General features: G+C 72.2%; 15 protein-coding genes and 1 tRNA gene. 10 read left to right on the forward strand and 6 right to left on the reverse strand.

The genetic code is table 11. The annotated features are described in order from the left end of the window. Positions 1–31: 31 nt before the first annotated feature. Positions 32–733, reverse strand: coding sequence for a phosphate signaling complex protein PhoU (gene phoU, locus ACIG0D_RS08535; RefSeq protein WP_399797292.1), 702 nt, complete (start codon positions 731–733; stop codon positions 32–34). A gap of 309 nt (positions 734–1,042) precedes the next feature. Here phoU and ACIG0D_RS08540 point away from each other — a divergent pair, with 309 nt between their 5' ends. Together ACIG0D_RS08540 and ACIG0D_RS08545 are read left to right on the forward strand one after the other, a co-directional pair. Then, positions 1,043–2,356, forward strand: coding sequence for a sensor histidine kinase (locus ACIG0D_RS08540; protein ID WP_399797294.1), 1,314 nt, complete (start codon positions 1,043–1,045; stop codon positions 2,354–2,356). Continuing rightward, a complete protein-coding gene (locus tag ACIG0D_RS08545; protein WP_365759289.1) occupies positions 2,353–3,033 on the forward strand; it encodes a response regulator transcription factor in 681 nt (226 codons plus the stop codon). The genes ACIG0D_RS08540 and ACIG0D_RS08545 overlap by 4 nt, the downstream gene beginning before the upstream one ends. 256 nt (positions 3,034–3,289) lie before the next feature. Here the strand turns inward: ACIG0D_RS08545 and ACIG0D_RS08550 are convergent, their stop codons facing one another. Next, positions 3,290–3,985 (reverse strand): DUF461 domain-containing protein, encoded by a 696-nt coding sequence (locus tag ACIG0D_RS08550; protein ID WP_399797296.1) that lies wholly within the window; start codon positions 3,983–3,985, stop codon positions 3,290–3,292. A gap of 618 nt (positions 3,986–4,603) precedes the next feature. On the opposite strand from ACIG0D_RS08550, the gene ACIG0D_RS08555 reads away from it, so the two are divergent. The 6 genes from ACIG0D_RS08555 to ACIG0D_RS08580 all read left to right on the forward strand — a co-directional run bounded on the left by ACIG0D_RS08555 (position 4,604) and on the right by ACIG0D_RS08580 (position 11,106). Continuing rightward, complete coding sequence (locus tag ACIG0D_RS08555; protein WP_003953493.1) at positions 4,604–5,086, forward strand: CarD family transcriptional regulator; 483 nt, start codon at positions 4,604–4,606, stop codon at positions 5,084–5,086. 326 nt (positions 5,087–5,412) lie between these two features. Further along, a complete protein-coding gene (gene ispD, locus ACIG0D_RS08560) occupies positions 5,413–6,165 on the forward strand; it encodes a 2-C-methyl-D-erythritol 4-phosphate cytidylyltransferase (RefSeq protein WP_399797297.1) in 753 nt (250 codons plus the stop codon). After that, positions 6,155–6,688, forward strand: a complete 534-nt coding sequence (ispF, locus tag ACIG0D_RS08565) for a 2-C-methyl-D-erythritol 2,4-cyclodiphosphate synthase (protein ID WP_399797300.1) — start codon at positions 6,155–6,157, stop codon at positions 6,686–6,688. Before ispD ends, ispF begins: the two co-directional genes overlap by 11 nt. A 146-nt stretch (positions 6,689–6,834) precedes the next feature. Continuing rightward, on the forward strand, positions 6,835–8,235 hold the full coding sequence (gene cysS / locus ACIG0D_RS08570) for a cysteine--tRNA ligase (protein ID WP_399797302.1): 1,401 nt from the start codon (positions 6,835–6,837) through the stop codon (positions 8,233–8,235). 89 nt (positions 8,236–8,324) lie between these two features. Further along, complete coding sequence (gene rlmB / locus ACIG0D_RS08575) at positions 8,325–9,263, forward strand: 23S rRNA (guanosine(2251)-2'-O)-methyltransferase RlmB (protein ID WP_399797305.1); 939 nt, start codon at positions 8,325–8,327, stop codon at positions 9,261–9,263. Between the two features lie 127 nt (positions 9,264–9,390). Then, entirely contained in the window at positions 9,391–11,106 is a 1,716-nt protein-coding gene (locus ACIG0D_RS08580; protein ID WP_399797308.1) for a DoxX family protein, read from the forward strand. Between the two features lie 229 nt (positions 11,107–11,335). On the opposite strand, the gene ACIG0D_RS08585 is transcribed toward ACIG0D_RS08580, so the two are convergent. The 3 genes from ACIG0D_RS08585 to ACIG0D_RS08595 form a co-directional block, all read right to left on the reverse strand. Beyond that, entirely contained in the window at positions 11,336–12,067 is a 732-nt protein-coding gene (locus tag ACIG0D_RS08585) for a nucleotidyltransferase family protein (RefSeq protein ID WP_365759278.1), read from the reverse strand. Between the two features lie 163 nt (positions 12,068–12,230). Beyond that, positions 12,231–12,686: a hypothetical protein gene (locus tag ACIG0D_RS08590; protein ID WP_399797311.1), complete on the reverse strand. Its 456-nt coding sequence runs from the start codon at positions 12,684–12,686 to the stop codon at positions 12,231–12,233. A 208-nt stretch (positions 12,687–12,894) separates the two neighbouring features. Next, the gene (locus ACIG0D_RS08595; RefSeq protein ID WP_399797314.1) at positions 12,895–13,983 is read right to left on the reverse strand and encodes an ABC transporter ATP-binding protein; all 1,089 of its coding nucleotides are present in this window, start codon (positions 13,981–13,983) and stop codon (positions 12,895–12,897) included. A 224-nt stretch (positions 13,984–14,207) separates the two neighbouring features. On the opposite strand from ACIG0D_RS08595, the gene ACIG0D_RS08600 reads away from it, so the two are divergent. Continuing rightward, positions 14,208–14,281, forward strand: a tRNA-Thr gene (locus tag ACIG0D_RS08600). A 129-nt stretch (positions 14,282–14,410) separates the two neighbouring features. Here ACIG0D_RS08600 and ACIG0D_RS08605 read toward each other — a convergent pair. Next, a complete protein-coding gene (locus ACIG0D_RS08605) occupies positions 14,411–15,298 on the reverse strand; it encodes an aminoglycoside phosphotransferase family protein (protein WP_399797317.1) in 888 nt (295 codons plus the stop codon). 90 nt (positions 15,299–15,388) lie between these two features. Between ACIG0D_RS08605 and ACIG0D_RS08610 the strand changes: the two genes are divergently transcribed. Then, the gene (locus ACIG0D_RS08610; RefSeq protein ID WP_399797319.1) at positions 15,389–16,786 is read left to right on the forward strand and encodes an NAD(P)/FAD-dependent oxidoreductase; all 1,398 of its coding nucleotides are present in this window, start codon (positions 15,389–15,391) and stop codon (positions 16,784–16,786) included.

Raw genomic sequence — 16,786 nt, forward strand, 5'->3', positions numbered from 1 at the left:
GTACGCGCCCCACCTCGCCCCAACGCGTCGGTCAGGCGCCCTCCGTCCCCGCCGCCGGCTGGATCTCCGTCTGCATCTCCTGCTGCAGTTCGTCCGCGTGCTCACCTGTCACCAGGAACACCACCCGCTTGGCGACCGCGACCGCGTGGTCGGCGAACCGCTCGTAGTAGCGGCCGAGCAGGGTCACGTCGACGGCCGTCTCGATGCCGTGCTTCCAGCGGTCGTCCATCAGGTGCTGGAAGAGGGTGCGGTGCAGCAGGTCCATCGCGTCGTCGTCCTGTTCCAGCTGGAGCGCCAGGTCGACGTCCTTGGTGACCAGCACCTCCGCGGCCTTCGCCATCAGCCGCTGGGCGAGCTGGCCCATCTCCAGGATGGTCGCGTGCAGGTCGTGCGGGACCGCGCGCTCGGGGAAGCGCAGCCGGGCCAGCTTCGCCACGTGCTGGGCGAGGTCGCCGGAGCGCTCCAGGTCGGCGGACATCCGCAGCGAGGTCACGACGATCCGCAGGTCCGTCGCCACCGGCTGCTGGCGGGCCAGCAGGGCTATGGCCCGCGCCTCCAGGTCGTGGTGGAGGTCGTCGACCTTCTGGTCGGCCTCGATCACGTTCTCGGCCAGCTTCAGGTCGGCGTCGAGGATGGCCGTCGTGGCGCGCCCGATCGCCGACCCGACCAGCCGGGCCATCTCGACCAGGCCGTCGCCGATCGAGTCCAGTTCCTCGTGGTACGCGTCCCGCATCAGGGTTCCCTCTCGTGCGTCGTTCCCGGGAGTCCGGTGGGTCCGGGGGGTCAAAGGTCAAGGGGCCAGGGGGCCAGGGGGCCAGGAGCCGGAGGCCAGAGGCGTCCGGGGCCGCCGGACCCCTTGCCGAAAACCGTGCCGAAAACCCGTTCCGTCAACCCCACGCTCCCACGATCCGTCCCCTACGCGTCCGTTTCCGCCACCCCAAATGAACCATCACTGGCTCCTGAGTGAACTCTGGGCGACGAGTGTTCGAGCTCCGCCACGGATGGCTGTGGTCACGCCTTACACCATGCCTAACCTGGAGGCATGGACGTGAACGCGGCGGTCGCCGCAGCGGCTGCGATCGCCGGGGTACTGACCGGTGTCATCGCCATGCTGGCGTTCCGCTGGAGCGAGCGCGACCTGAAACGCCCCACCCGCACCTCACTGCACACCGATCCGGTGCTGCCACCCGGCGTGGACACGGTGCTGTCCGTGCTCCGCTCGTCGGCCGTCGTCCTCGACGAGGCCGACGCCGTCGTCAAGGCCAGCTCCGCGGCGTACGCCCTCGGCCTGGTGCGCGGCGGCAAGCTGGCCGTGGAGCCGATGCTCCAGATGGCACGCGACACCCGGCGCGACGGCGAGATACGGCAGGTCGAGCTGGACCTGCCGCGGCGCGGCACCGGCCGCGGCGAGGCGCTGGCGGTGTCCGCGCGGGTCGCCCCGCTCGGCTCCCGCCTGGTGCTGCTGCTGGTCGAGGACCTGACGGAGGCCCGCCGGATAGAAGCGGTACGGCGCGATTTCGTCGCGAACGTCAGCCATGAGCTGAAGACCCCGGTCGGCGCGCTCTCCCTGCTCTCGGAGGCCGTCATGGACGCCTCCGACGACCCGGAGGCCGTACAGCGCTTCGCCGGGCGGATGCAGATCGAGGCGACCCGGCTGACCAACCTGGTGCAGGAGCTGATCGACCTCTCCCGGGTGCAGAACGACGACCCGCTGGAGGACGCCGAGCCGGTCGCGGTCGAGGAACTGGTCGCCGAGGCCATGGACCGCTGCCGGCACGCGGCCTCCACCAAGCAGATCACCATCGCCTCGAACACCGGGGCGCACGAGGGGCCCGACCCGGGCGGGCACCGCGCGGGCGCCGCCGACCTGCACGTCTGGGGCAACCGCGGCCAGCTCGCGGCGGCCCTCGGCAACCTCGTCGAGAACGCCGTCAACTACTCGCCCGCCCGCACCCGCGTCGGCATCGCCGCCCGCCGGGTCACCGCGTCGGGCGGCGACATGATCGAGATCGCCGTGACCGACCAGGGCATAGGCATCTCCGACAAGGACAAGGAGCGCATCTTCGAGCGCTTCTACCGCGTCGACCCGGCCCGCTCCCGCGCCACCGGCGGTACGGGTCTGGGCCTCGCCATCGTCAAGCACGTGGCCGCCTCGCACGGCGGGGAGGTCACGGTGTGGAGCTCCGAGGGACAGGGCTCCACCTTCACCCTGCGGCTGCCGGAGGCGGGCGCCGCCCGCGACCGGGCGCAGCACGGTTCCGCCGGCGGCGGAGCGGGCGCCCGCTCCTCCCGCAGCACGTCCCCTGACGCACCCCCGTACGAAGAAACACTTCCCGCCCCGGAGGTCCTTCCGTGACCCGTGTGCTCGTCGTCGAGGACGAGGAGTCCTTCTCCGACGCCCTGTCGTACATGCTCCGCAAGGAGGGCTTCGAGGTCGCGGTCGCGACCACCGGGCCCGACGGACTCGACGAGTTCGAGCGCAACGGCGCCGACCTCGTCCTCCTCGACCTGATGCTGCCGGGTCTGCCCGGCACCGAGGTGTGCCGGCAGCTGCGCAGCCGCTCCAACGTTCCGGTGATCATGGTGACCGCCAAGGACAGCGAGATCGACAAGGTCGTCGGACTGGAGATAGGAGCCGACGACTACGTCACCAAGCCGTTCTCGTCGCGTGAGCTGGTCGCCCGTATCCGGGCGGTGCTGCGCCGCCGCGGCGAGCCGGAGGAGGTGGCGCCGGCCGCGCTGGAGGCGGGCCCGGTCCGGATGGACGTCGACCGGCACGTGGTCACCGTCTCCGGCTCCAAGGTGGACCTCCCGCTGAAGGAGTTCGACCTGCTGGAGATGCTGCTGCGCAACGCCGGCCGCGTGCTGACCCGTATGCAGCTCATCGACCGCGTCTGGGGTGCCGACTACGTCGGTGACACCAAGACCCTCGACGTCCACGTCAAGCGCCTGCGCGCCAAGATCGAGCCGGACCCGGGCGCGCCGCGCTACCTGGTGACGGTCCGCGGCCTGGGCTACAAGTTCGAGCCGTAGACCGCACCCCACGGACACACGAAAGGGCGGCGCCTCCCCGGGAGGCCCCGCCCTTCGTCATACGGCTGTGAGGTGTACGGCCGTGAGATGTACGGCCGTGAGGTGCACGGCCCTGAGGCGTGCGGCCGTTGGGCGCAGGCCCTGAGGCCTACGGACCGTGAGTCGCACGGCCCCGTGAGTCGCACGGCCGCGTGAGCCACACGGCCCCGTGAGCCGCACGGCCGCGTGGTGTCCACGGCCGTGCGCCCCGCGTGTCTCAGTGACCGGCCGCCTCGTGGTCCTCCGCCGACTCGCCGGCCGGCGCGGACGCGGTGGCGGCGCCGCTCGGGGTGCCGGTGGCGGCGCCGTGGCCGTCGGCCGCGCCGGACGGGGTGGCCTCACCGGACGGCGTGGCGCCCGGGGTGGCGGAGGTGGAGGCCGAGGCGCCCGGCGCCGCCGGGACCTCGGTGGGGCCCCAGGAGGAGAAGTAGCCGCCGGCGGGGACGACGAAGGCCTCCAGGCTCACGTCACCGGTCTCGCTGAAGGAGAAGGTGACCTTCTGGGCGTCGCCGTCCTCCAGGCCCTCGCCGTCCTTCAGTACGGCGGAGGCGTTGTCCTTGCCGCCGATGACGACGGAGCCGCCGGCGGGGATGGTCAGCTTGCCGCCGCCCTTGGCGGGCGACAGCTCCACGGGCTGCGCGATCCCGTCCACGGTGATCTTGTCGAGCGTCTCGGCGCTGTCACCGGCGTTGAAGACGGTGGCGGAGACGACCGCGGGGCCGCTCGCCTCGGGGTCCGGCTGGGTGATGACGACGGCGTTCTGGATCTTGATGTCGCCGACGCTGGTGGCCGCGTTGTCCGGCTTGATCTCCAGGGTCTGCGCGTTGTTTCCGGCGCCGCAGGCGGCGAGCGAGGCGATCGAGAACGCGATGGCGGAGGCGGCGAGGGCGCCGCGTCGAAGGCTGCTGCTCACGGCGGCGGCAACTCCTTGAACGCAGGGGCAGCTGTCCTTGTAAAGCCGCCCTAAGTGGCTGTCAGCGGCCCCAGGTTACCGAGCCGTCCCCGCGCCGCCGCACCCGACCCTCCCCCCGGGCGCGGTTCGTCCGGCGGTTCGCTCCGCCGGGGGGTACCGTCCGGCTTTCCCATTAGCCCGCCGGTAAGACCACGGGCAAACGGTTCGGCATACGGCGTGCGGCGGCACGCGAATTTTCCGTGAAGGAATGCGCGAGCGGCCCCGGAATTGATCACCGTGCGCGACGTGATCACCGCGTGATCGGATGGCGTGATCAATTCCGGAATCGTCTCGTACCCGTCGCCGCGCACCGAACGGAGTAGCGGAAGTCGAGCACTTGGAACCGGACATATGTGGACGTTCGGTTGCTCGGGAGGCGCGTCGGCGGTGTGTGACGTGCCCGATTCGCCCGGCCCGGACAGCCGCTCCCACCTGCGAATACCTTGTTCCGCAGGCCTCGCGAAGCACGTTCCTGTTGCTGTTGTCAAGCCCCGAGATATGCCCTGACCTGCGAAAACGCCATTCAGAAGACGCCGTATCCGTGTTACCCTGGATAGCCACGGAAGGGGTACCTGTCACATGACGTTCAAGGTTGGCGACACCGTGGTCTATCCCCATCACGGGGCCGCGCTGATCGAGGCTATCGAAACTCGCCAGATCAAAGGCGTGGACAAGACCTACTTGGTGCTGAAGGTCGCCCAGGGTGACCTGACAGTGCGTGTGCCAGCGGACAATGCGGAGTTCGTCGGCGTGCGTGATGTGGTCGGTCAGGATGGACTGGACCGGGTCTTCGAGGTGCTGCGCGCGCCGTACGCCGAGGAGCCCACGAACTGGTCCCGTCGCTACAAGGCAAACCTGGAGAAGCTCGCCTCCGGCGATGTCATCAAGGTCGCGGAAGTCGTGCGTGACCTGTGGCGTCGCGAGCGCGAGCGCGGACTCTCCGCCGGTGAGAAGCGCATGCTCGCCAAGGCCCGCCAGATCCTGGTGAGCGAGCTGGCCCTCGCGGAGAACACGAACGAGGACAAGGCCGAGGCCCTGCTGGACGAGGTTCTCGCCTCCTGACGCGTGGCAGCCGCCCGCTGAAGCCCAGTACATCTCGTATCGAGTAGTACCCGAGTACATCTCAGTACACCGAACTGCCGCGGTGCCCGATGACGGAAATCACGTCGCCGGGCGCTGCGGCATGTTTCGTCTGCTGCCGCCCCACACGCCCCACCCCGAGGGACTCCCCCCGGTACTGTGCGTGCCGGGCCCCGGCCGACGGCTCGACCGGTGTCACGGAAGGGTCCGGTCAAGGCTGCGCGCCCGGCACTCCCCACGCTCGGTGAGCGGGGGGTACCCCCAGGCCATACCCAACCAGGCCGAGCACACAAACCTGACAGGAAACGATGTCTGACGTTTCGCGACCTTCGCCGGGAGCGGCCTCCGTCGCCGCCGTGATCCCGGCCGCCGGGCGGGGCGTACGCCTCGGCCCGGGCGCCCCCAAGGCGCTTCGCGCGCTGAACGGCACCCCCATGCTGGTCCACGCGGTGCGGGCGATGGCCGCCTCCCGCGCGGTGTCCCTCGTCGTGGTGGTCGCGCCGCCCGACGGCGCCGCCGAGGTCAAGTCGCTGCTGGACTCGCACGCGCTGCCCGAGCGGACGGACTTCGTCGTGGTCCCCGGCGGCGAGTCCCGGCAGGAGTCCGTACGCCTCGGCCTGGACGCGGTGCCGCCCGGGCACGAGATCGTGCTGGTCCACGACGCGGCCCGCCCCCTGGTGCCGGTGGACACGGTGGACGCCGTGATCGACGCGGTGCGCGCGGGCGCGCGGGCCGTGGTGCCGGCGCTGCCGCTCGCCGACACCGTCAAGGAGGTCGAGCCGGCGGCCGTACCGGGCGAGCCGGAGCCCGTGCTGGCCACGCCGTCGCGCGCGCGGCTGCGCGCGGTGCAGACGCCGCAGGGCTTCGACCGGGCGACGCTGGTGCGGGCGCACGAGACGGTCACCGACGACGTCACCGACGACGCGAGCATGGTCGAGCAGCTCGGCGTCCAGGTCGTGGTCGTGCCGGGTCACGAGGAGGCGTTCAAGGTGACCCGGCCGCTGGACCTGGTCCTCGCGGAGGCGGTGCTGGCGCGCAGGAGGCTCAACGATGGCTTCTGAGGTTCCCCCGCAGCCCCCGCAGCCCCCGCAGGCCCCCTTCGAGATGCCGCTGCCGCAGGTCGGCATCGGCACCGACATCCACGCCTTCGAGGAGGGCCGCGAGCTGTGGTGCGCGGGCCTGAAGTGGGAGGGCGAGGGCCCCGGCCTGGCCGGCCACTCCGACGCGGACGTCGTCGCGCACGCCGCCTGCAACGCGCTGTTCTCCGCCGCCGGGCTCGGTGACCTGGGTCAGCACTTCGGCACGGGCCGCCCCGAGTGGTCCGGCGCCTCCGGCGTGACCCTCCTGACGGAGGCCGCCCGCATCGTCCGCGCGGCGGGCTTCCGCATCGGCAACATCGCGGTGCAGGTCGTCGGCCCCCGCCCGAAGATCGGCAAGCGCCGCGACGAGGCGCAGAAGATCCTCTCGGAGGCGGCCGGTGCGCCGGTGTCGGTGTCGGGGGCGACGACGGACGGGCTCGGCTTCCCCGGGCGCGGCGAGGGCTTGATGGCGGTGGCGACGGCGTTGGTGCTGCGAGAGGGGTGAGTGGTCCGTCCCGAGAGGCGCGGGGCTGTACTGACGTGCGGCTCCGCCGCGATGGGGGTCTCCCCTGCGACCAACCCCCACCGGGCCGCGGCCGACCGGCAACGCCACGACCCACGCACCCTCCTCCGCCCACTACCCTAGGTCTCGTGACTATTCGCCTGTACGACACCAGCGCCCGGCAGATCCGTGACTTCACCCCGCTCAAGCCGGGTTGTGTCTCGATCTACCTGTGTGGTGCCACCGTGCAGGCCGCGCCCCACATCGGGCACATCCGGTCGGGCCTGAACTTCGACATCATGCGCCGCTGGTTCGCCTACCGCGGCTACGAGGTCACGTTCATCCGGAACGTCACCGACATCGACGACAAGATCATCGCCAAGGCCGCCGACCAGGGCCGCCCCTGGTGGGCGATCGGGTACGAGAACGAGCGGGCGTTCAACGCCGGCTACGAGGTCCTCGGCTGCCTGCCCCCGACGTACGAGCCCCGCGCCACCGGCCATGTCACCGAGATGGTCGAGATGATGCGCGGGCTCATCGAGCGCGGGCACGCCTACGAGGCCGACGGCAACGTCTACTTCGACGTGAAGTCCTTCCCCGGCTACCTCCAGCTCTCCAACCAGGAGCTGGAGAACCTGCTCCAGCCCTCCGGCGAGGGCGAGACCGGCAAGCGGGACCCGCGCGACTTCGCCATGTGGAAGGCGGCCAAGCCGGGCGAGCCGACCTGGGAGACGCCCTGGGGCCGGGGCCGCCCGGGCTGGCACCTGGAGTGCTCGGCGATGGCGCACAAGTACCTGGGCAGCGCCTTCGACATCCACGGCGGCGGCCTCGACCTGATCTTCCCGCACCACGAGAACGAGATCGCCCAGGCCAAGGCCTACGGCGACGAGTTCGCCCGGTACTGGGTGCACAACGCCTGGGTCACCATGAGCGGCGAGAAGATGTCCAAGTCGCTCGGCAACTCGGTGCTGGTCTCCGAGATGGTCAAGAAGTGGCGCCCCATCGTGCTGCGGTACTACCTCGGCACCCCGCACTACCGCTCGATGATCGAGTACAGCGAGGAGGCGTTGCAGGAGGCCGAGGCCGCGTTCTCGCGGATCGAGGGCTTCGTGCAGCGCGTGGTGGAGCTGGCCGGCGGCGCGGTCGAGCCGTCCGCCGAGGTGCCGCCCGCCTTCGCCGAGGCGATGGACGACGACCTGGGCGTGCCGCAGGCGCTCGCCGTCGTGCACACCACGGTCCGGCAGGGCAACTCCGCCCTGGCCGCCGACGACAAGGACGCCGCGGTGGCCCGGCTCGCCGAGGTGCGCGCCATGCTCGGCGTGCTCGGCCTCGACCCGCTGGACCCCCAGTGGGCCGGCGAGAGCGAGCGCGGCGAGGACCTGCACGGCGTGGTCGACAGCCTCGTACGCCTCGTCCTGGACCAGCGCGAGTCCGCGCGGGCCCGCAAGGACTGGGCGACCGCCGACGCCATCCGCGACCAGCTCAAGCAGTCCGGGCTGGTCATCGAGGACAGCCCGCAGGGGCCGCGCTGGAGCCTCGGCTCCCGCTGAGCGCCTGATGATCGACTGTGCCGCCCGGCTCCCCGGGCGGCACACTGCATACACGTACGTATCCGACGCACCACAGAGACAGGTAGGTCATGGCCGCGAACAACCGTCGCATGTCCGGCAAGAAGGGCGCGCAGGTCGGCAGTGGCGGCAAGCGGCGCCGGGGCCTGGAGGGCAAGGGGCCGACGCCGCCCGCCGAGATGCGCAAGGGGCACGTCAAGCAGCGGGCCGCCGCCGCGAAGGCCCGGCGCGCGCAGGGCCGCACCCAGCGCCGCCCCGGCGGCAAGGGGACGAGCGAGCTGGTCGTCGGGCGCAACCCGGTGTTCGAGGCGCTGCGTGAGGGCGTGCCCGTCACCACGCTCTACGTCCAGCAGTTCATCGACAACGACGAGCGGGTCCGCGAGGCGCTCCAGCTCGCCGCCGAGCGCGGCAATATCAACCTCATGGAGGCGCCGCGTCCCGAGCTGGACCGGATGACCAACGGGCTCAACCACCAGGGCCTCGTCCTCCAGGTGCCGCCGTACGAGTACGCGCACCCCGAGGACCTGCTCGACGCAGCCGCCGACGAGGGCGAGGACCCGCTGATCGTCGCCCTGGACGGGGTCACCGACCCGCGCAACCTGGGTGCCGTGGTGCGCTCGGTCTCCGCGTTCGGCGGGCACGGCGTGGTCGTCCCCGAGCGGCGCGCGGCCGGCATGACCGCGGGCGCGTGGAAGACCTCCGCCGGTACCGCCGCGCGTACGCCGGTCGCCCGGGCCACCAACCTCACCCGCGCGCTGGAGCAGTACAAGAAGGCCGGTGTCGTGGTCGTCGGTCTCGCCGCGGACGGCGAGGTCGAACTCGGCGAGCTGGAGGCCCTGGGCGGGCCGGTGGCGATCGTCGTCGGCAGCGAGGGCAAGGGCCTGTCCCGGCTGGTCGGCGAGACCTGCGACTTCCGTGTGCGGATCCCGATGCCGGGTGGCGCCGAGTCGCTGAACGCCGGTGTGGCGGCGGGCATCGTGCTGTACGAGGCGGCACGCCGCCGGGCGTGAACGCCGCGAACGGGTGTGCGGGTTGATCACCCGTAAGGGGCATTCGGGTCTGTCCGGGCAAGCTTGACGCGGTCCGGACAGATCCGGCGGGTGAAAGCAGTGTCCTAACCACACGTCACTCGGTTAGATGAGTGTGGACACCAGAACACCCCGCACACCCACGGGGGACCGCTCGTCGGGATTCGACGACGCTCCCGCGCTGAGCATGGTGAAGGTGCCGAGCGATCCGGCGCAGATCATCGTCAATCACGTGAGCTTCCGCGTGCAGCTGGGCGCCTCCTCGCGGCGAGCGCAATCGCCGCGGGTCGCGCGGCACTTGAGCGCCGCCGAGGACACCGCCCGCATCCCCGCCGCGAGTACGGCCGCGGGCAGAGCGGCCCCCGCCGCCGCCCGCCGTCGCCCCGTGGTCTGGAGCGGCAGGTCCGCCCCCGACGACACCGGCGCCCACCGCCTGCTCCAGGCCGTGCGCGGGGCGGGCGTCCGGCACGCCGAGGAGCCCTCGGCGGCCGACGCCGGAGCCACCCAGGTCATCCCGCGCGTCGGCACCGACGGCTACGACGGCACGGGCTACGGCACCGACGGATACACCGGCGCCGGATACGGCGGCGACGGGTACGACGACCTCGACCAGACCGTGGAGACCCCCGTCGTCGGCGCCCAGCGCACCCCCACCGACGGCACCCGGCTGCTGCCGCACATGCGGACCGTGGAGGGGGCGTACGACGAACTGCCCGACGAGGACGAGCGGTTCGACGCGGACCCGGAACCCGACGAGACCGGGCCCGGGACCGAGACCCGCGGCCGGCGGCACGCCGACGACCCCGCGCGGCACGCGTACTACCCCGGGCGGCGGATGAACCTCGGGGTCGTCCTGCTCCCGCTGCGGATCTTCCTCGGCTTCATCTCCATCTACGCCGGCATGGGCAAGCTGTGCGACCCCGTCTACTTCGACGGCGGCAAGCGCGGCTCCATGGTCAAGTGGCTCAACACCCTGCACCCCTGGGAAGTCGCCGAACCGCTGCGCCAGTTCGCCCTGGAGCACCCCGTCGGCTCCGGGCTCGTCATCGCCTTCGCCCAGGTCATCGTGGGTGTCCTGACGGTCTTCGGATGCTGGCAGCGGGTCGCCGCCGTGGGCGGTGCGCTGCTGTCGGCCGCGCTGCTCGTCACCGTCAGCTGGCAGAGCGTCCCGGCCTACGAGACGCCCGACATCATCTACCTCGCCGCCTGGTCGCCGCTGATCATCGCGGGCGCGCCGGTGTACTCGGTGGACGGACGCCTCGCCGGGCTCGCCTGGCGCCGCCTCGGACCGCGCTCCGACATCTGGGAGCTGCGGCGCTATGTGCTGCGCCGCGGCGCCCTCGTCACCGCCGTCATCGTCGGGCTGACCCTGCTGGCCGGCTCCCTGTTGGGCGGCGCCGTGCGCGACGCCGACCGGGTGGTCGTACCCGGCCCCGGCGAGCCGCCGCGCAACGAGCTGCCCGGCTCGCCGCTGCCGCAGGAGCCCGGCGAGCGCCGCGCGGACACCAGCCCGTCCGCCACCACCTCCTCGCCCACCCAGGGCACCACCTCGGCGCCCACGGCGGGCACGGAGGGCGCCACGACCACGCCGGGCGCGACCCGCGAGGCCACGACCGGCGGGGCACCCAGCCAGACCCAGGGCACGGCGGGGCAGGCGCCGCCGCAGCAGTCCTCCCCGGAGCAGCAGGCGCCGAGCACCACGACCGGGCCGACGTCCGGCGGCGGCTCCACCGCCACCGGCGGCGGCACGGGCACGCCGGCCGGCAGCGGCGGCGGCGAGACGTCGTCCGGGCGGCCCGGACTGGTCGGGGGCCTGCTCGGGTAGCGGCCCGCGCATCCCTCCTACGGCGACGGGGGCCCCGCACGTGAGGTGCGGGGCCCCCGTCGCCGTACGCCGGCGGAGCGCTGTCGGATCGGCGGGATGGGCGGGACCGGCGGTTTCGGCGGTTTCGGCGGGAGGACGCCGGGCGGGCGCCGGCGAGGCCGGGAAGGCGCCGGGGGAAGGGCTGCGAGAGGGCCGGAGAGGGGGTTGGGAGAGGGCCGGGGGAGGGCGTTCAGCGGCCCAGGGCCGCCAGTTCCTTCGCCGCCTCCGTGAGGTCCTTCGCGGTGTCGATGGCGCGCCAGTACGCCCCGTGCGGGATCGGGAAGCCGGCCAGGCGGCGCTCCCGCGCCAGGTGCGGGAAGGTGGTGCGCTCGTGGTCGCCGCGCTCGGGGAGCAGGGCGGCGAACCCGGGGGAGAAGACGTAGACGCCCGCGTTGATCTCGAAGGTGGACGGCGGGGCCTCGATGAAGTCGGTGATGTGACCGAAGCCGTCGGTGCGGACGGCGCCCCAGGGGATGCGCGGACGGGCCAGGGCGAGCGTCGCGACGGCGTCCCGCTCGGTGTGGAAGTCGGCCATCTCGCGCAGCGAGAAACGGGTCCAGATGTCGCCGTTGGTGGCGTACCAGGGGCGGTCCGGGTGGGGCAGATGCGCGGCGGCGAACTTCAGGCCGCCGCCGCGGCCGAGCGGTTCCTTCTCCACGACGGTGGTGACGGAGACCGGGAGTTCGGCGGAGTCGAGCCACTCCTTGAGGACCTCGGCGAGGTGGCCGCAGCTGACCACCACGTCGGTGACGCCCTCCTCGGCGAGCCAGGCGAGCTGATGACCGATGATCGGCGTCCCCGTGCCGGGGATCTCGACCATCGGCTTGGGCCGGTCGTCGGTGTAGGGGCGCAGCCGGGAGCCCTGGCCGCCGGCCAGGATGACCGCCTGGGTGGGGCGGGTCGCGGCGTTCGGATCAGTCATGCCCGAACTGTACGTGCCGCCGGGCGCCTACCGGCTCGGAAGGTGGTGTGCGTGTGCGCGTACGGGCCGTCCGTGGTCGTTCGCGCCCACGCGTGGCGGAGCCGTGTGCCGACACGGCCCCGCGCCCCCAGGGGGCGGCTGCGCCTCCCCCCAGGGACCGGGTTCAGCCATGGGCCGCCAGGACGCCCGACGCGTACGACGTGTCGCAGACCGGGCGGGCGAAGGACTGGGCGCGGGTGGGGCCGTAGGCGGCGACGGCGGCGCGGCCGAGGGCGCGGGCGATGGAGACGCAGTGCTTGGCGAGGGAGGGGCGCTCGTCCACGGCCTGCTGGAGGTGGGTGAGGGCGACGCCGGGGTTCTTGCGCTGCAGCTCGGTCAGGAGCTGGTCGCGCAGCACCTCGTGGGCGGCCTTGCGCTGGGCGCGGGTGGAGGCGTCGGCGACCGAGATGTCCGAGGCGGCGAGCACCGAGCCCTCGGGGCTGCCCGACCAGTTGACATGCGTCACCGCGAGGGTCCCGGAGAGCACCAGGACGACGGGCAGGACGAGGGCGAGGGAGCGGCCGATCCGGCGGGCGGGGCCCCGGCCGCGTCGCGTCTGTTGGGTGGTGGAGTGCTTCACGCTCGTGAGGGTAGCGCCCGGTAATGATTTGGCGACATTTGGTCACCGGTTCGGGGGACGGGAAGGGGCGGGGCCGGGGCGGCGTGTTGACGAACGGTGGTCGAAATGGAGGAGTGTGCCGGGGTATTTGTCGACAACGAAATGGGCTCCGCAGGGGTCTGCGGAGCCCATTTCGTCAACCTGGGTGAATTACCCGGGGTTGTGCCGCTCAGTCGGACAGGCGCGCGCCGGTCGACGTGGAGAAGACGTGGGTCTCGCCGGCCCGCGGGACGACGTGCAGCGTGCTGCCCTTCTCCGGGACCTCACGGCCGCCGACGCGGACCACGAGGTCCTTGGACTCGCCGCCGACGCTGGCGGTGCCGTAGACGAACGCGTCGGAGCCCAGCTCCTCCACGACGTTGACGGTGACCGCGACACCGAGGTCGGAGTCGGGGCCGGCCACGTCGAAGTGCTCGGGGCGGACGCCGACGGTGACCGTCTTGTCGGTGGTGGCGGAGAGCGCGTCGCGCTGCACCGGCACGACCGAGTTGCCGAACTTCACGCCGCCGTCGGTGATCGGCACCTCGACCAGGTTCATGGCGGGCGAGCCGATGAAGCCGGCGACGAAGAGGTTCGCGGGCTTGTCGTACATGTTGCGCGGGGTGTCGACCTGCTGGAGCAGACCGTCCTTGAGGACCGCCACGCGGTCGCCCATCGTCAGGGCCTCGACCTGGTCGTGGGTGACGTAGACGGTGGTGATGCCGAGGCGGCGCTGGAGCGAGGCGATCTGCGTACGGGTGGACACGCGCAGCTTGGCGTCCAGGTTGGACAGCGGCTCGTCCATGAGGAAGACCTGCGGCTCGCGCACGATGGCGCGGCCCATGGCGACACGCTGGCGCTGACCGCCGGAGAGCGCCTTCGGCTTGCGGTCCAGGTACTGGGTCAGGTCGAGGATCTTCGCGGCCTCCTCGACCTTCTGCCGGATCTCCGCCTTGTTGACGCCCGCGATCTTGAGCGCGAAGCCCATGTTGTCGGCGACCGTCATGTGCGGGTAGAGGGCGTAGTTCTGGAACACCATGGCGATGTCCCGGTCCTTGGGCGGCAGGTGGGTGACGTCGCGGTCGCCGATGCGGATGGCGCCGCCGTTGACGTCCTCCAGGCCGGCGAGCATGCGCAGGGAGGTGGACTTGCCGCAGCCGGACGGGCCGACCAGAACGAGGAACTCGCCGTCCGCGATCTCGATGTCCAGGGCGTCGACGGCGGGCTTGTCGGAACCCGGGTAGATCCGGGTCGCCTTGTCGAACGTGACAGTGGCCATGGTGAATGGGCCCCCTTCTACCGGCAGGAACGTGCCGGACGATCCGTTGTAGGAAGGTGGTGGTCTAGTCCACACGGGTGACCGGGCGAACTGGGTCGAGACGGTACCTGCCGTTCACCTGTTCTGTCAGTAGTCGGACGGCTGTGAACTTCGCGGAAATTTTCGACAGGGCGCGGCCGGGAGCTGGGTACACTGCACGGGCGCGCTGTCCTTCACGCGCGCGTGCCTCCTTAGCTCAGCTGGTTAGAGCGCCGCTCTTGTAAAGCGAAGGTCGTCGGTTCGAATCCGACAGGGGGCTCTGACGCTGAACAGCACGAACGCCCCGGCCGGTGATCGGTCCGGGGCGTTCTACATCTCCGGGTGACATCAACCGCCCCCTTGGATAGGCCGTCGAGATCGAGCGCGAGGCGAGGCCCGGTGGTCGTGGTCAGCCCCGTGCCTCTCGTACGCGTCGGGCGATCTCCAGGTGTTCCTCGCGCGGGGGGCGGTCGTCCTCGAGGTTCCACAGGCAGGTCTGGAGGACGCGGGCGAGGGTCCAGGCGCGGGCGCGGGGGCGGTCCAGGGTGAGGGTGTCGGTCAGGGCGTCGAAGCGCCAGTGGATCTCGTCGGCGTCGAAGCGGTTGGCGAGTGCGGGGAACAGGTCGAAGCCGGGGTCGCCCGCGAGGGGTTTGGGGTCGATGGCGAGCCAGTCCGCGCGGTCGGCGGCGAGGACGTTGTCGTAGTGCAGGTCCCAGTGCAGGAGGCGGTCGCCGGGCTCGTCGGCGACCTCGCGCAGGGCCGCCGCGCAGTCGGCGAGCAGGCGGCGCGGCTCCGGGTCGGGGACGCGTTCCAGGGCCCGCCGGGTCCGCTCCAGCATGACGGGCGCGAGGGCGCCGAGGCGGCGCAGTTCCGGCGGGGCGGGACGGGCGGTGAGGTGGGCGAGCAGGCGGGCGATGACGAGGACGGCCTCGCGGCTGTCGGCGACGTGGGAGAGCATCCGGGCCGGGTCGAGGCGTTCCAGGAGCATGGTGCCGGTGTCCGGGTCGTGGTCGAGGAGGCGGACCGCCCCGTCGCCGTCCCAGGCGCGCAGCGCGACCGGCTCGCCCTCGGTCTCCTCGTCCGGGAGCTGGAATTTGAGCACGGCCCGGGTGCCGTCCGCGCGGAGCACGGGCAGGACCAGGGCGCACACGCCGTACATCGACGGGCCGTCCGGCCGCAGCTCCCAGCGGTCGAGGAAGGCGGCGGCCAGATCCGGCAGGCGGGCGACGAAGGCGCGGCCCTCCTCGCCGTTGAACTGCTCCTGCGACGCGGCGAGTTGTTCCGGGACATGGATCACGGGGACGAGCCTATGCGCCGCCGGGGCGCGCAGGATTCCACGGAATCCGAAGGAGACACCGGCCCTCCGCGCGGGTTACCGTCCGGGTCCATGAGCAGCGGTGTCGTGAACGGCGGAGTCTCCTTCTGGTACGCGGCCGACGGGTTTCCCGAGGTCAGGAGGCCGTTGGAGGGGGACGCGTCCGCCGATGTGGTGATCGTCGGGGGCGGGTACACCGGGCTGTGGACCGCGTACTACCTGAAGAAGGCCGCGCCCTTCCTGCGGATCACCGTCCTGGAGCAGAAGTTCTGTGGCTACGGCGCCTCCGGGCGCAACGGCGGCTGGCTGTACAACGGCGTCGCCGGGCGGGACCGGTACGCGAAGCTGCGCGGCCACGAGGCCGCCGTACGGCTCCAGAGGGCCATGAACGACACCGTCGACGAGGTGATTTGGGTCGCCGAGGCGGAGGGCATCGACGCCGACCTGCACAAGGGCGGGGTGCTCGAAGTCGCCCGCACGCCCGCGCAGCTGGCCCGGCTGAAGGCCTTCCACGCGGCGGAGGTCGCCTTCGGGGAGAAGGACCGGGAGCTGTACGGCGCGCGGGAGACCGCCCGGCGGATCCGGGTCGCGGACGCGGTCGGCTCGACGTGGACGCCGCACGGGGCGCGGGTGCACCCGGTGAAGCTGGTGAAGGGGCTCGCGGCGGCCGTGGAGGCGCTCGGCGTGGTCATCCACGAGTCGACGCCGGTCACGGAGATCCGGCCGAAGCACGCGGTGACGCCGTACGGCACCGTCCGCGCGCCCTATGTGCTGCGCTGCACCGAGGGATTCACCGCCTCCCTGAAGGGGCAGCGGCGCACCTGGCTGCCGATGAACTCGTCCATGATCGCGACCGAGCCGCTGACCGACGAGCAGTGGGCGGCGATCGGCTGGGACGGCAGGGAGACCCTGGGCGACATGGCGCACGCGTACATGTACGCCCAGCGCACCGCCGACGGCCGGATCGCGCTCGGCGGGCGCGGAGTGCCGTACCGCTTCGGGTCGCGGACCGACAACGACGGGCGCACGCAGGCGGAGACCGTGGAGGCGCTGCGGGAGATCCTGGTCGCCTTCTTCCCGCAGCTCGCCGGGGTGCGCGTCGAGCACGCCTGGTCGGGGGTGCTCGGGGTGCCGCGCGACTGGTGCGCGACCGTCACCCTGGACCGGTCGACGGGGCTCGGCTGGGCGGGCGGCTACGTCGGGTCCGGCGTCGCCACCGCCAACCTGGCCGGGCGGACCCTGCGGGACCTGGTCCAGCAGGACTCCGGGCAGGGCGGGCGCACCGAGCTGACCGAGCTGCCGTGGGTCGGGCACAAGGTGCGCCGGTGGGAGCCGGAGCCGCTGCGCTGGCTGGGCGTGCACGGCATGTACGCCACCTACCGGACGGCGGACCGGCGGGAGACGGTGACGCACAGCGCCGAGTCGTCGCGGCTGGCGCGGTGGGCGGACCGGGTGGCGGGGCGGCACTGA

Origin of the sequence: Streptomyces sp. NPDC052773 (genome assembly GCF_044547145.1) — a bacterium.
In the GTDB taxonomy this organism is placed as follows: domain Bacteria; phylum Actinomycetota; class Actinomycetes; order Streptomycetales; family Streptomycetaceae; genus Streptomyces.